We start from the raw sequence: 14,031 nt of genomic DNA, 5'->3' as shown, positions 1-14,031 counted from the left end.
AAATATTTGACGATTTAACAGCTCACTCAGTATGGGGTTGTGCGCTGTAAAATCATAAAAGCCCCATTTTTATACATTAAACGGGGCTTTTAGTTATCTACAAAAAATGATTATTCTTCGTCGATAGTGTGCGAGTAACCTTCAGCGTCTAATAAGTTATCTAGCTCAGACTCGTCAGATGCTTTAATACGGAATAACCAACCGTCGCCGTAAGCGTCGTTGTTTACTGTCTCTGGTGAGTCTTCAAGTTCTTCGTTAATAGCAACAATTTCGCCACTGATAGGTGCGTAAATGTCTGATGCCGCTTTAACTGACTCTGCTACTGCACAGTCTTCGCCAGCGTCTACTTCGTCGCCAACTTCTGGTAATTCAACAAATACCATGTCGCCAAGAAGTTCTTGTGCATGCTCAGAAATACCAACAGTAAATGTACCGTCGCCTTCACTGCGAACCCACTCGTGTGAAGGTGCGTATTTTAACTCGCTAGGAATGTTGCTCATTTTATTTGTCCTTTGGTTTATATTGGGAGGATATCAATCACTGTAATTACACTGATTGATATAACCAAATTATTTAAATTATTGATTTACCGTTACGTACAAAGCTAGGCTTTACTACTTTAACGTTTACTAATTTTTTACGCATTTCTACTTGAGCTGTGTCGCCTGTTGAACGTGGTACACGTGCAAGGGCTACACTAAAACCAAGTGTTGGTGAGAAAGTACCTGAGGTAATAACCCCTTCACCACCATCAACAATTACTTTAGAACCGCTACGCAAAACGCCTTTTTCTTCAAACACTAAGCCAACTAGTTTGTCAGTGCTTTTTTCTGCGCGTTGCTTAACAAGTACGTCACGGCCAATAAAGTCACGATCTTCTGGTTCCCATGCAATGGTCCATGCCATGTTAGCTGCAAGTGGTGATACGCTTTCGTCCATATCTAGGCCGTAAAGGTTCATACCTGCTTCTAAACGTAGCGTGTCGCGTGCACCTAAACCAGCAGGCTTAACACCTGCGTCTAGCAGTTGTTGCCATAAATCGGCTGCTTGGTCGTTCGGTACTACTATTTCGTAACCGTCTTCGCCAGTATAACCCGTTGTGGCAATAAATAAATCACCTACTTGAACACCAAAAAATGGCTTCATACCTTCAACAGCGGCTTGTTGCTCAGCATTTAAAAGAGTGGCTGTTTTTGCTTTAGCGTTAGGGCCTTGTACTGCAACCATTGCAAACTCTGGGCGCTCTGTAACAGTTACGTCAAAGTCGCTCGATACGTTAGCTAAATGCGCTAGGTCTTTTTCGCGCGTTGCTGAGTTAACAACTAGGCGGTAAAACGTTTCACTAAAGAAATAAATAATTAAGTCGTCTATTACACCGCCTTGCTCGTTAAGCATGCCTGTGTAAAGCGCTTTGCCTGGTACGGTTAATTTTGCAACGTCGTTAGCTACTAGCTTACGTAAAAATGCTTTTGCTTGAGGCCCTTCAATATCAACAATAGTCATGTGTGATACGTCAAACATACCAGCGTCGGTACGCACGCTATTGTGCTCTTCTATTTGTGAGCCGTAGTTGATTGGCATTTCCCAGCCATGAAAATCAACCATTTTTGCGCCCGCTTCTAGGTGCTTAGCATGTAGTACAGTTTTAGAAGTCATAACATTCCTTCACGTTTAAATTAACCCTGTTTAGGGCGTGGCTTAAATAGATATAAAAACAGGCAAGCATTGTTATGCTTACCTGTTGTTTGTATTCGTTATGCGGCTTCACTATGCATAAGTGCAAAACCTTGCGCTTGCATGTAGCTTTGCCATTTTTGTAGTTTTTGTTGTTTAGCTACTAATACAAAGTGTTGTTCGTCGTTTTTATCAATGGCGGTAATAAATACATCACCGCTTTGTGCACCGTAGCAAAGTTGCGCGTCAGAAAGGCGCAAACCTGGTGTTAATTTAAAAGCATTAACTAGGGTATCAAATGCGTTGTCGCCACTTAAAATAAAGCTTGCAAGGTCGGTGCGTACTACATAATCAATATCAAAACGTAATTGCTGCTCGTTTATAAGCGCTTGTAGTTGAAGGCTTGCGTTGTGTGGTAGTACGAATCTAAAGGCGGTTTCGCTAAAGTAATAAACAGCAAAACTGTAGTCAGAATTATAGTCGCCATCAAGCGTGCCTTTTAAGCCTAAACCGCTGGCGGTAAGCTTAGTTAAATCAAGGCCTAAAATAGTGCTTAAAAATACACTGGTTTCGGTGCCGCTAAAATCCATTACAACGTGATTGTTGTTAGTTTGCAAAGCGTTAGTAACCGCACTACTTGCGTTGCTGTGGCGGGCAAACATTATTGGGTTAAAAGTCATAACAAACACCTGTGTATTTTCGATTACAAAAGTATATTGCCCACGCCTATCAACAACAAATTGTAATTATTTATCAATTGATAAATAATACTTATATATATGGCTATATAAATTGTAATTTTAAATATGAAAAACATATCAACAGACGGTTTACGTACTTTTGTGATGGTAGTTGAAATAGGTGGCTTTGCTAAAGCAGGCGATTTACTTGGCCTGTCGCAACCTGCTGTCAGTTTGCAAATCAAGCGCTTAGAAGATGTGCTTGGCTATAAACTATTTAAAAAACAAGGGCAGCGCCAAGTATTAAACCAATACGGCGAGTTATTATTGCCTTTGGCAAAACAAATGATGCAACACAACGATGCTATTTTGCAGCAGTTCACCTCAGAAAACATTGCAGGTAAAGTGCGCTTGGGTATTCCGAGCGAATTTGCAGCGCGTATTTTACCCTCAATTATTGGCGACTTTGTGGCGCTCTACCCTGAGGTGTCGTTAGAGGTTAAGTCGCGTTTAAGTAAGCATTTGCTTTCGGCTTCTCGCCAAGATCAGTTTGATTTAGTACTTGCGCTAAATGAGCGACTCAACTCTGATAAGTTTCCTATTTTTATGCAAGACGAACTAGTGTGGGTGGGCGACCTGTCACTTGCGCATAATGAGGTGGTTACCCTAGTTACCGCACCAGAGGGGTGTATTTATCGTCGCCGTGCTACTGATGCATTAAAAAGTGCAGGCATTAAATACCGAATAGTTTATAGCAACGCCGATTTAACCGGCCTTATTGCTGCATTAAAAGAAGGCTTAGGTATTACGGTACTTGCCAAAAGTACAGTACCGAGTGAGCTTAACTATCAGGTTCAAACCAAGCATTTACCAGCTCTTGGTAATATTGGTATTAGCTTGGTTAAAAGTTCGGGTGAGTCGGAAAATGCGGTAGATAAACTCGCTGAATTTATAGCTCTACGCTTGGGCTAGCGCTTACGTAGCACATATAATTCGTTCAGCCTTTATAGTTAGTAAAGCAATTACAAAATAATACAAAAGAAACAATTTAGTTAATTAAGTTGCATAAGCAGGTGTTTTTAGTTCTATTAAACTGAATAATTAAATAGTTAATAACATTGATTCGTATTCGTTAACGTGTTCAAATTGCGCCAATTAAGATAATTGACATGATTAGGAACACAATGAACCCTAAGTTTTTAGTATCTACTTTGGCAACTGCGGTTGCTTTGTCTTTTAGTGCTACTGCAATAGCAAAAGACACCAGCAATAAAGAACAACGCTTTGAACAAATTACTGTTATTGGCTCTCAGCAAGCAATTAACGATATTCCTGGTTCGGCTACGTTTATTTCTGAAGAAGAGCTTCAAAAATTCCAGTTTACCGATATTTCTCGCGTTATAGCGTCTGTTCCGGGCGTTTACGTGCAAGAAGAAGACGGTTATGGCCTTCGTCCTAATATTGGTATGCGCGGTACAGGTACTGGCCGTAACGATAAAATATCAGTAATGGAAGACGGTGTATTAGTTGCACCAGCACCATATTCAGCACCTTCTGCATACTACTTCCCTACTATGGGTCGTATGGAATCTATTGAAGTATTAAAAGGCGCAGCCTCAGTTAAGTACGGCCCGCGTACTACGGGTGGTGTTTTAAACTTACTTTCGCGCAGCTTACCAACTGAGCCAAATAGCTCAAAAGGTATGGTAGATGCAGCCCTTGGTAGCGATGGTTACTACAAAGGTCACGCTTACTTCGGTAAAGAAAAAAACAACACAGCAGGTTTAATTGAAGTATTTACTTACGGCGCAGACGGCTTTAAAGAACTGCCAGTAGGCAATGACAACACCGGCTTTGAAAAAACAGATTTACTACTAAAGTTTGGCCATACGTTTGGTCAAAACGATGCACATAATCTTGAGCTAAAAATTAAGTACTCTGACGAAACATCAGACGAAACTTACATGGGCTTAACTGACGAAGACTATCAAGAAAGCCCTTACCGTCGTTATGCTGCATCGCAAAACGATGAAATGAATACGCGCCACAATGCATACCAACTAAACTATGCATACCGTTTTGGTGATGGCTATGAATTTTTAGCTACGGCTTACTTAAACGATTTTCATCGTAACTGGTATAAAGCCAGCAAAGTAAGCGAAAGCTACCTTGAGCAATACAGTGAATTTGAAGCAAACCCTACAAGCGAAGGTATTGAAGGTATTGGTATTAAAGCTAATAACCGCGATTACCAAGCTAAAGGTATTCAGTCTGAATTACATATTCCTGCAGGCGATCACTATGTGACTGTTGGCGTACGTTACCACGAGGACGAAATGGATCGTTTTCAATGGGAAGATAAGTACACACTTAATCAAGACCTAAGCTTAACGCTTACAGAGCAAGGCGTTCCGGGCTCTGATAGCAACCGTGTAGATAGCGCAGAAGCAAGTACCTTGTTTATACAAGACGAGTGGACAATTGATGCATTAGTAGTAAGTGCAGGACTTCGTTATGAAGACATTACTATTACGCGTGAAGAGTGGTCTAAATCAGATCCAACACGCAGCAACGGTTTAACTAAAGATGTGTCGAACGACACTGAAATTTTAGTCCCGTCACTAGGTGCTACTTACACGCTTAACGAAAACGTAACGCTACTTGCGGGCATTCAAAAAGGTTATGCACCAGCTGCACCTGGTAATGCTGACCAAGAAGAAGAAGAAAGTGTAAACATTGAGTTTGGCTCTCGCTTTAATATGGATGGCTTTAGCGGTGAAGTAATTGCGTTTTACTCAGACTACGACAACATGCACGGTAACTGTACTGCAGCGGTTGGTTGTAGCGACGACAACATTGGCGACCAATACAACTACGGTGAAGTAGAAGTAGCGGGCTTTGAATTTAGTGCAGCACGTACGTTTGCAACTGATACAGCTATGTTCCCCGTTAAATTAACGTACACCTACACAGACTCTGAGTTTAAAAACGATTTTGATTCAGAAATTTGGGGCGCGGTAGAAAAAGGCGATGCAATGCCTTACGTACCAGAAAACCAAGTAGCGTTATCGTTAGGTGCTGAGTTTTCTGCGTTTGTAGTTAACAGCCAAATACGTTACGTATCTGATGCGCATGCTAACTTAACTGAGGCGGGCTTAAACGCAATTGATAGCCGCGTAGTATGGGATTTAGCTGCTAAATACTTAATCGATGAAAATCAAAAAGTATACCTAAGCGTTGATAACTTGTTTGATAAAACATACGTTGCTAACCGTTCAAACGGTGGCATTCAGCCAGGTAAGCCGCGTACTGTACAGATGGGCTACACTTACTCATTCTAAATTGAAAGCTGGTTAAACGATTCACTAACAGCGTTAATAATTTTTTATGTAAGAACACTACACGTCTAAATTATTGCCTTGTTATTAAACCGCTTACCTGCGCTTTGTATAGGAGAAATGGTTCACTAACAGCGTTAATAATTTTTTATGTAAAAGTATTACACATCTAAATTATTGCCTTGTTATTAAACCGTTTACCTGCGCTTTGTATAGGAGAAATCGTTCACTAGCTGCGTTAAAAATAACTCATATAAGAACAACTATATTGCGTTATTTTTGCCTTGCTATAGAGTTATTTTCCTATCGCTATAATAGAGTATCAATTGGTGTAAAGTTAAAGCGTAAATTACAGACACAAAAAAGCCGAGATTGAATTTCAATCTCGGCTTTTTAATACATAAAACTTATCGTTTTATATATTAGTTATTTGCGTTACGTTGGCGTAATACTTCAAACAAACAAATACCCGTGGCTACCGATACGTTTAAGCTTGAAACAGTACCTGCCATTGGGATTTTAACGAGCATATCGCAATGCTCACGCGTTAAGCGTCGCATGCCCTCGCCTTCTGCACCCATAACAATAGCCATTGGCCCCGTTAAGCTTGCATCAAATACGTGGTTATCAGTTTCGCCAGCAGTGCCTACAACCCATACTCCTGCATCTTTAATTTCACGAAGCGTACGTGCAAGGTTAGTCACTTGAATAAGCGGTACTGTTTCGGCTGCGCCACAGGCCACTTTACGTGCTGTGCCGTTAAGCTTTGCCGACTTATCTTTAGGTACAATCACAGCGTGAACACCTGCCGCGTCTGCACTACGTAGGCATGCACCTAAGTTATGAGGATCGGTAATACCATCAAGCACAAGTAAAAATGGTGTGTCTTCACGAGCGATTATCGCATCAAGATCTTTTTCATTAAACGTTGGCGCTGCTTTTACGTTAGCAATAATACCTTGATGCTGCTCACCTTTTGATTTGCTATCAAGGGCTTTACGCTGCATAAACTGTACTGAAATACCAAATTTACGTGCTTCATCAATAATCGGAGTTGAGCGTTTGTCGTCACGGCCTTTAAGGGCGTAAATTTCTACAAAGCGCTCTGGTTCGCTTTCTAAAATTGCTTCAACAGAATGAAAGCCAAAAATTAATTCATTACTCACGTATTGTCTGCTCCTGGGCTAGTACGTTTGCGGGCATTTTTGCCTGCTCTTTTAGGCTTTTTAACGGCCTTCTTCTTTGGTTTTTTCTTTACGGCAGAGTCTGCTGCTTTTTTATCTGCAGGTTTTGTTGCAGACTTATTTGCAGGCTTGCCTTTATCTTTATTTGCTGGCTTTTTTTTACCTTTTGGTTTGTCATCGCTGTGCGATTTTTTACCAGGTACTTTGCCTGCTTTTAATTGCGAACGCACACTTGCTGGCGCATGCTCAGACTTACCTGAGCCTTTTTTTGGTGCACGACGACGTGAGTATCTGTCTTGTGCAACATCGCCTTTAAGCGTTAAGTTTATACGGCGATCGTCTAAACTAACCGACGCAACTTTTACTGTTACTTTATCGCCAAGGCGATAAACTTTGTGAGAGTGCTCACCTATTAGGGTGTGTTTTGCAGCATCATGTGCAAAAAACTCGTCACCTAAATTAGTAACGTGAATAAGTCCATCAATTTGTAAATCGTCTAAACGAATAAACAAACCAAAATTGGTAACCGATGAAATAACACCATCAAACTCTTCACCTACATGGTCTTGCATAAACTCACATTTAAGCCAATCAGCTACTTCGCGAGTTGCATCGTCAGCACGACGCTCTGTTGTAGAACACTGCTCACCTAGTTGATCAACTTCATCATCGGTGTAAGCATATTCGCCAGACGTTTGCTGACCTTGTGCTTTTATTACTGCTTTAATAGCACGATGCACTACTAAATCTGGGTAACGACGTATTGGCGATGTAAAATGCGCGTAAGCCGATAACGCTAAACCAAAGTGACCAATGTTATCTGGCTGATATACTGCTTGTTTCATTGAACGCAGTAACATAGTTTGAATAAGTTCAGCTTCTGGGCGCTCACCTAATCGCGCTAATACTTGCGTAATTTCTTTTGGTGTTGGCTCGTCGCTCAATGTGCTTTCAATACCTAACTCGCCTAAAAACTTAGTAAAGTTACCTAGTTTTTCTTGATCTGGTTCGTCATGCACACGATAAAGCGCACTCGCTTCATGCTTTTCAAGAATTTTAGCCGCTGATACGTTGGCTAAAATCATACATTCTTCAATGAGTTTGTGCGCGTCATTACGAATAACAGGCACTATTGACTCTATTTTACGCTGAGCGTTAAATACAAAACGTGTTTCTAGGGTTTCAAACTCTATGGCACCACGGTCTTGGCGTGCTGCTTTAAGTGCCATGTACATTTGCTGTAAATCAGTTAAATGTGGCACAACGGCTGAGTATTCTTCGCGTAGTTTTTCGTCGTTTTGTAAAATGGCATTTACTTTGGTGTAAGTTAAACGTGCATGCGAGTTCATTATCGCTTCGTAAAACTTATAACCCGAAAGTTTACCCGCGCTCGACACGGTCATTTCGGCAACCATACATAAGCGATCTACTTTTGGATTAAGCGAACATAATCCGTTAGAAAGCACTTTTGGTAGCATCGGAATAACTTGCTCAGGAAAATACACTGAGTTACCACGCAAAATTGCTTCTTTGTTAAGCGGCGTGTTCATTCCTACGTAATGCGATACATCGGCAATAGCAACCCATAAGCGCCAGCCACCTGATTTTTTAGGTTCACAATATACGGCGTCATCAAAGTCGCGTGCATCTTCGCCATCAATAGTTACAAGTGGTAAATCACGTAAATCTACACGACCTTGTTTGTCAGCTTCTTCAACAAATTCACCTAGGTGAGCAACTTGTGCTTCAACTTCTTCTGGCCATACATGTGGAATATCGTGATTGCGCAGTGCAACTTCAATTTCCATACCTGGGGCTAAATGCTCACCAAGTACATCTATAACTTTACCTACCGCGTTCATGTTACGGCTTGGGTTTTGCGTAATTTTAACCTGCACCATTTGGTTATGGCGGGCACCGTTTTCGTTGCCTGGTAAAATCATTATATCTTGCGTTATGCGCGGGTCTTCAGCGACTACAACAGCAACACCGTGTTCAACAAAGTAACGGCCAACAATTGGTGCGCGCTCGTTAGTAAGCACTTTTATAATACGTGCATCGCATTTTGAGCCAGAACCACGTTTAGTGCCTTTAGCTAGTACAATGTCGCCATGTAACACCATATTCATTTGGTGCTTAGCAATAAACCAATCTTTACTCTCGCCTTCAACTTCTAAAAAGCCGAAACCGTCTCTGTGGCCTATTACTTTGCCTTTGGTTAAACCGGCTTCGTCAATTAGGGCGTAGCATTTAAATTTATTGAAATACAGCTGTCCGTCACGCTCCATAGCGCGAAGGCGGCGTTTAAATGCTATTTGGCGTTCGTCATCATTTACTGCTAGTTCTTCACATAATTGCGCGTAGTTAGCAGGCTTTGAACGCTCTTGAAGGTGAGTAAGTATAAACTCACGACTAGGGACTGGGTTTTCGTACTTTTCTTGTTCTCGACTGAGATTTGGATCTTGGTTTGACATTCACTATCTTGTTAGTTGGTTATGTAGGTATTTTAACCCATATAGTTATAATGAGACAGGTAAAAGCTATTAAACTTTTAAGAAAGCACTTTTACCTTGCTGTTTACCTTGGTGTATAGTTTAAAAATCTAGCGCAATGGGGCTTAACGATCCCTTAACTGCAAAGTGTTTATTCATCTCGTAGCAATGCTAAAACCTATACTATTTTTTTTGTAGGTTTTTCCACAGCAGTTTACTTATATTATCAATAAAGCTTGGGTCTTCTTCTTTCATTGTAAGTAAAATCTGCTTATTCATTTGTGTTTTATTTTGAGCGTAAATCCAACGATTTTTATTAAACTGCTGGGCAAACTCAAGTACACCCGCTTGTAGTTCATCGTTATTTGCAAACACAGCTTCAACTACTTTGTTCTCTAGCAACTGCTGTGCACCAACCCGCTCTCCTGACATAGCTAGACGATTAAAGAAGGTTTGCGAAATAGCCTTATTAATTATAGGAAACATCGACGGAACAAATGGCACCATTACATCCACTTCAGGAAAACAAAAAAAGCCTTTGTCTGATTTCATAAATCTAAAGTCGCACGCACACGCAAGTACAGAACCATTACCATAGGTATGCCCGTTTAACGCAGCAATAATAGGCATAGGAAAAGTAACTATGCGTTTAAATAAGTCACTTATTTGAATCATAAAGTCTGAAATTGCTGCAGGTAAAATACTTGGATTAGACATCCATTGGAGGTCGATACCCAATGACCAGTTTTTATCACTTGAAGACGTTAAAATAACTGACTTAATATTTTGTTCTGCTTCAATGTGGTCTAGGTGTAAATTAAACTCAGCCAAAAACGCTGGGTTGTGGCGGTTTTCAGCGGTATTCATGGTGAGTATAGCGATATTATTTTTAGTTGTTAGTTCTATTAAATTTGCCATTAAAACCTCTTTTAGCGCTTTTTAAGCTAATTTTAAGCGCTGTTCGTTACTTTTACATATCATAGTAATACTTTGCTTATAATTTATAAACCCGCTAATTAAAGCCACCCTTTTTGTTTAGCTATACGCGCAGCATCTATGCGGTTAGTGGCGTTTAATTTTGCAATGGCATCCGATAGGTAGTTACGCGTAGTCCCTTCGCTAATAAATAACTGCTTGGCTATGTCGCTTGTTTTAAGGCCATCGCTTGCAAGTTTAAGGGCTTTGCGTTCTTTATCGGTAAGTGGATCTGCGTCGTCTAATGCATTAATAGCAAGCTCTGGGTCAATTACCTTTTGTCCCTGCATTACTTTTTTAAGCGCATTTATTAACTCTTCACTTGGTGCTTCTTTTAAAATAAAACCTTTAACGCCTGTCGTAAGCGCTCGCCTAATATAACCCGCACGAGAAAATGTAGTCATAATAACCATTTTTATAGCAGGAAATTTAACAGCTATTTTTTCGCTAAGCTCTATACCATTCATGGTTGGCATTTCTATATCGGTTAAAATTATATCGGGATGTAAATCACTATCAAGCGCCTCAATTGCATTAAGTGCATCTTGCCCGTTACTTGCTTGCCCAATAATCTCAATATTAAAATCAAGCCCTAACAATGCTGCTACTGCGTCGCGCACAAGCGCCTGATCTTCCACTAAATATACTCTGATCATTATAAATCCTTAGCTGTAATTGGCAGCACTACTTTTAAAGTAAAATTATCGCCACAGGTAAATGCTGCACTGCCATTTAGTTGCTCTGCTCGCTCTTTAATACCATTTAGGCAATTGCCCGAATTCAATGTACTGCACGGACCATGGTCAATTACACTTATAAGTAACTGCTGCGCAGTTTGTTCTATATTTATTTCGCAATTTTTTGTGTTGCTATGGCGTAATAAGTTAGTAACTGCCTCTTTAATTATAAGGCCTGCTATACCCTCTACTTTAGCGGGCAGAGCATTTAAAACCACATTAAATGAAACGTTAAACCCTTGCTCTATTAACCTTTGCTTTAACTGTGCTACTTGGCTGACAAGATTAAGCTGTTTTAAATCACTTACGGCGCTTCTTACATCGCTAAGTAACTGCCTTGCCAAATCGGCCACTTGTGCAATTTCGCTATTTGCTTGAGCGTATCGCTCTCCTTGGTTTAATTTATTAGCAAGCTCAGCCTTTAGAGCAATAGATGAAAGTGAATGGCCTAAAATATCATGCAAGTCGCGAGCTATTCGTTCTCGCTCTGCAATAGCTGCTAATTGCTCTAGTTGGTTAGCGCTTTCTTGTTCGCGCTTTTTGTATAAGCTTTCTCTTTTTGCTGCAATACCGTAACTAAATAATGTGGCGCATAGAATCAAAGCAACGCCTAAAAAGTATTGAACCTTACCTATATCACCAATATATGTGCTTAATAAAACCGTGAATATAATTGCGACCGCAGCATAAATTCTTTGACGGGAGCTGTAAGAGTAGCCTGCTATATAGGCTACGAAACCAAATAAAGTAGGCGTACCTGTGGTGTAAAAAGTAGCGCAAAAACAAATTAAGAGCATGGCTACAAATAACTTAGTCACCCCTGCACTTTTACAGTTTATTGCTTTTATATACAAAAGAATAAAAGCAACATAGAAGGCTAAAGACATAACAATTTGGTTAACGGTAAAGCTCGCAAAATTAATTATTAGCGGGAGTAAATAAAAGCCGGTAAAAATTAAATGTCCATATTTCCAAAAACCTTTATCACTTTGTTGAGAAAAGCTGCTTAACGAGCTCATACTAATACCTCAGACATATTATTTTTACTTATAGCACTATTTTTATTAATAAATATAAATAACATAAAAATGCATACCAGCATAAAGCAATCTGCGTACGTAATAGTAAAACTTAACGCCTCTAGCACTTCATTAATAGTTAAGCTGATTAAAATTAAAGAATTCATAATTACCTCCTGTTGAGTAAGGTAACTATGCCCGCGTACAAAAATAATAAGAGTGTGAAGTGTCATCAACTTTAATGACTTTTGTCATGCGGTAAAAAATTCATCTTAAGAATTTTTAAGCAATGTTAATATATTCAAAAAGTACAACAAGGAAACTAAATGCAGCCTCAGCAACAAAGTTTAATTTATTTACACATAGCGGTATTACTTTTTGGCGGGACCGCTCTATTTGCCAAACTTATTGGTTTAAATGCTTTAGATATTACCGTTTACAGAACTGCAATTGCAGGAATGGCTATTTTAGCCATGCTTTATTTTCAAAAAAAACAAATTAAACTCAATAAACCTAAAGACTATCTTATTGCATTATTTTTAGGTGTTGCGGTGGGTATTCACTGGGTTACCTATTTTGCTGGTATGCAAATGGCCGGTATAACTATTGGAATGCTGGCATTTTTTAGCTACCCCGTAATGACGGTGTTTTTAGAACCCTTATTTAATAAAAGCAGGCCAAAAGCAAAAGATATAATAAGTGCAGCGGTGGTTGTTTTAGGTATTTACTTATTAGTACCAAGTGCAAACTTGGGCGATGATGTAACCCTAGGTGTAATAACAGGTGTGATATCAGCATTGTTTTTTTCAATAAGAAACATTACTCATAAGCGCTACTTTAGCCAATATGGCGGGCCGCAAACGATGTTTTATCAAACCTTAGTGGCAAGCATTATGTTGTGTGCATTTATAGAAGTACCAGTGTATGAGGTTAGTAATCACGACCTGATTTTAATTGCTGTAGCGGGTGTTATATTTACAGCTACACCGCACTCGTTATTTGCAGCAAGTTTAAAGCATTTATCAGCGGCAACCGCGGGGTTAATTTCTTGCTTGCAGCCACTTTATGGCACCATACTGGCTATAGTAATTATTCATGAACGTCCTACTGTTATGACGTTAGTTGGTGGTGCACTCATAGTGAGTGCCGCTTGTTTTGAAACGTGGTCAATCACTAAAAAGGCTCGACAATGAAAGTATTTGCACACCGTGGTGCCAGTGGGTATTTTCCTGAAAACACCAAAAGCGCTATTTTAGAAGCGTTAAAAGTAGGTGTTGATGGTATTGAAGTAGATATTCAAAGTTCCTTAGATGATTACATGGTAATACATGACTCATGGCTTGATAGAACCACCAGCGGTAAAGGTAGGGTGAGTAACTTTACCGCTCATGAGCTCTCTAAGCTTGATGCTGGAAATGGTGAAAAAATTCCTACTCTTCAGCAGCTGTTTGATTGGAATAACAATAAATCTTTATTAAATATTGAGCTTAAACACACGTTTGCACTAGAAAGGTTTGTGGCTCAATTAGAACAAAACATTGAAGCTAAAAAAATATCGAAAGCCAATATTTTAGTATCATCGTTTGATCATCATCAACTACAGTGGCTTAAAAACAAGCTACCATGGCTTAAAATAGGTGCCCTTACTTCTTCGATTCCAATTAACTATGCAAAGTTTGCTAGTGATTTAAACGCTTATAGCGTACATGCAGATAAAACCTTTATAAATAAGGCTTTTGCAGAGGATGCAAAAAAAAGAGGCCTAAAGATTTATGCTTATACAGTCGATAGGGAAGAAGATATAGCGCTAATGCTTGAGTATGGCATAGACGGAATTTTTACAAATTACCCAGCGCGAACCAAAGCTTACTTGTTGTCGTTACAAAAAGGCTAACTTACATTCCCCTCACTTAAATAACAATCGTAGGGCTT

Annotated in this window: 13 protein-coding genes; 4 read left to right on the top strand and 9 right to left on the bottom strand. The window is 39.7% G+C overall.

What is annotated here, in order from left to right; translation table 11 throughout:
* Positions 1-110: 110 nt before the first annotated feature.
* The 3 genes from gcvH to H5122_RS06555 form a co-directional block, all read right to left on the bottom strand.
* A complete protein-coding gene (gene gcvH, locus H5122_RS06565; protein ID WP_024590231.1) occupies positions 111-500 on the bottom strand; it encodes a glycine cleavage system protein GcvH in 390 nt (129 codons plus the stop codon).
* 73 nt (positions 501-573) lie between these two features.
* Entirely contained in the window at positions 574-1,656 is a 1,083-nt protein-coding gene (gene gcvT, locus H5122_RS06560) for a glycine cleavage system aminomethyltransferase GcvT (RefSeq protein ID WP_182681722.1), read from the bottom strand.
* A 98-nt stretch (positions 1,657-1,754) separates the two neighbouring features.
* Positions 1,755-2,354 carry a hypothetical protein gene (locus H5122_RS06555; RefSeq protein WP_058154172.1) on the bottom strand — a complete coding sequence of 200 codons (600 nt, stop codon included), beginning with the start codon at positions 2,352-2,354 and terminating at the stop codon, positions 1,755-1,757.
* Between the two features lie 126 nt (positions 2,355-2,480).
* Between H5122_RS06555 and H5122_RS06550 the strand changes: the two genes are divergently transcribed.
* Positions 2,481-3,326, top strand: coding sequence for a LysR family transcriptional regulator (locus H5122_RS06550; RefSeq protein WP_182681721.1), 846 nt, complete (start codon positions 2,481-2,483; stop codon positions 3,324-3,326).
* Between the two features lie 212 nt (positions 3,327-3,538).
* Positions 3,539-5,695, top strand: a complete 2,157-nt coding sequence (locus H5122_RS06545) for a TonB-dependent receptor domain-containing protein (protein ID WP_182681720.1) — start codon at positions 3,539-3,541, stop codon at positions 5,693-5,695.
* A gap of 419 nt (positions 5,696-6,114) precedes the next feature.
* On the opposite strand, the gene rlmB is transcribed toward H5122_RS06545, so the two are convergent.
* The 6 genes from rlmB to H5122_RS06515 form a co-directional block, all read right to left on the bottom strand.
* A complete protein-coding gene (gene rlmB, locus H5122_RS06540; RefSeq protein WP_002958023.1) occupies positions 6,115-6,858 on the bottom strand; it encodes a 23S rRNA (guanosine(2251)-2'-O)-methyltransferase RlmB in 744 nt (247 codons plus the stop codon).
* Positions 6,855-9,350 (bottom strand): ribonuclease R, encoded by a 2,496-nt coding sequence (gene rnr, locus H5122_RS06535; protein ID WP_182681719.1) that lies wholly within the window; start codon positions 9,348-9,350, stop codon positions 6,855-6,857. Before rnr ends, rlmB begins: the two co-directional genes overlap by 4 nt.
* Before the next feature lie 201 nt (positions 9,351-9,551).
* Positions 9,552-10,286 (bottom strand): enoyl-CoA hydratase/isomerase family protein, encoded by a 735-nt coding sequence (locus tag H5122_RS06530; protein WP_002958021.1) that lies wholly within the window; start codon positions 10,284-10,286, stop codon positions 9,552-9,554.
* A 98-nt stretch (positions 10,287-10,384) separates the two neighbouring features.
* Complete coding sequence (locus H5122_RS06525; protein WP_182681718.1) at positions 10,385-10,999, bottom strand: DNA-binding response regulator; 615 nt, start codon at positions 10,997-10,999, stop codon at positions 10,385-10,387.
* On the bottom strand, positions 10,999-12,099 hold the full coding sequence (locus tag H5122_RS06520; protein WP_182681717.1) for a sensor histidine kinase: 1,101 nt from the start codon (positions 12,097-12,099) through the stop codon (positions 10,999-11,001). Before H5122_RS06520 ends, H5122_RS06525 begins: the two co-directional genes overlap by 1 nt.
* Positions 12,096-12,266 (bottom strand): hypothetical protein, encoded by a 171-nt coding sequence (locus H5122_RS06515; protein ID WP_167380508.1) that lies wholly within the window; start codon positions 12,264-12,266, stop codon positions 12,096-12,098. Before H5122_RS06515 ends, H5122_RS06520 begins: the two co-directional genes overlap by 4 nt.
* A gap of 159 nt (positions 12,267-12,425) precedes the next feature.
* Between H5122_RS06515 and H5122_RS06510 the strand changes: the two genes are divergently transcribed.
* Positions 12,426-13,292 (top strand): DMT family transporter, encoded by an 867-nt coding sequence (locus H5122_RS06510; protein WP_024594632.1) that lies wholly within the window; start codon positions 12,426-12,428, stop codon positions 13,290-13,292.
* Positions 13,289-13,993, top strand: coding sequence for a glycerophosphodiester phosphodiesterase family protein (locus tag H5122_RS06505; RefSeq protein WP_182681716.1), 705 nt, complete (start codon positions 13,289-13,291; stop codon positions 13,991-13,993). Before H5122_RS06510 ends, H5122_RS06505 begins: the two co-directional genes overlap by 4 nt.
* The last annotated feature ends 38 nt before the right edge of the window (positions 13,994-14,031 follow it).

Source organism: Pseudoalteromonas sp. SG43-8, from assembly GCF_014164245.1.
Classification (GTDB): Bacteria; Pseudomonadota; Gammaproteobacteria; order Enterobacterales; family Alteromonadaceae; genus Pseudoalteromonas; species Pseudoalteromonas distincta.
The sequence above is the reverse complement of the archived record's forward strand: the minus strand, read 5'-3'. Positions and strand labels throughout refer to the sequence as shown.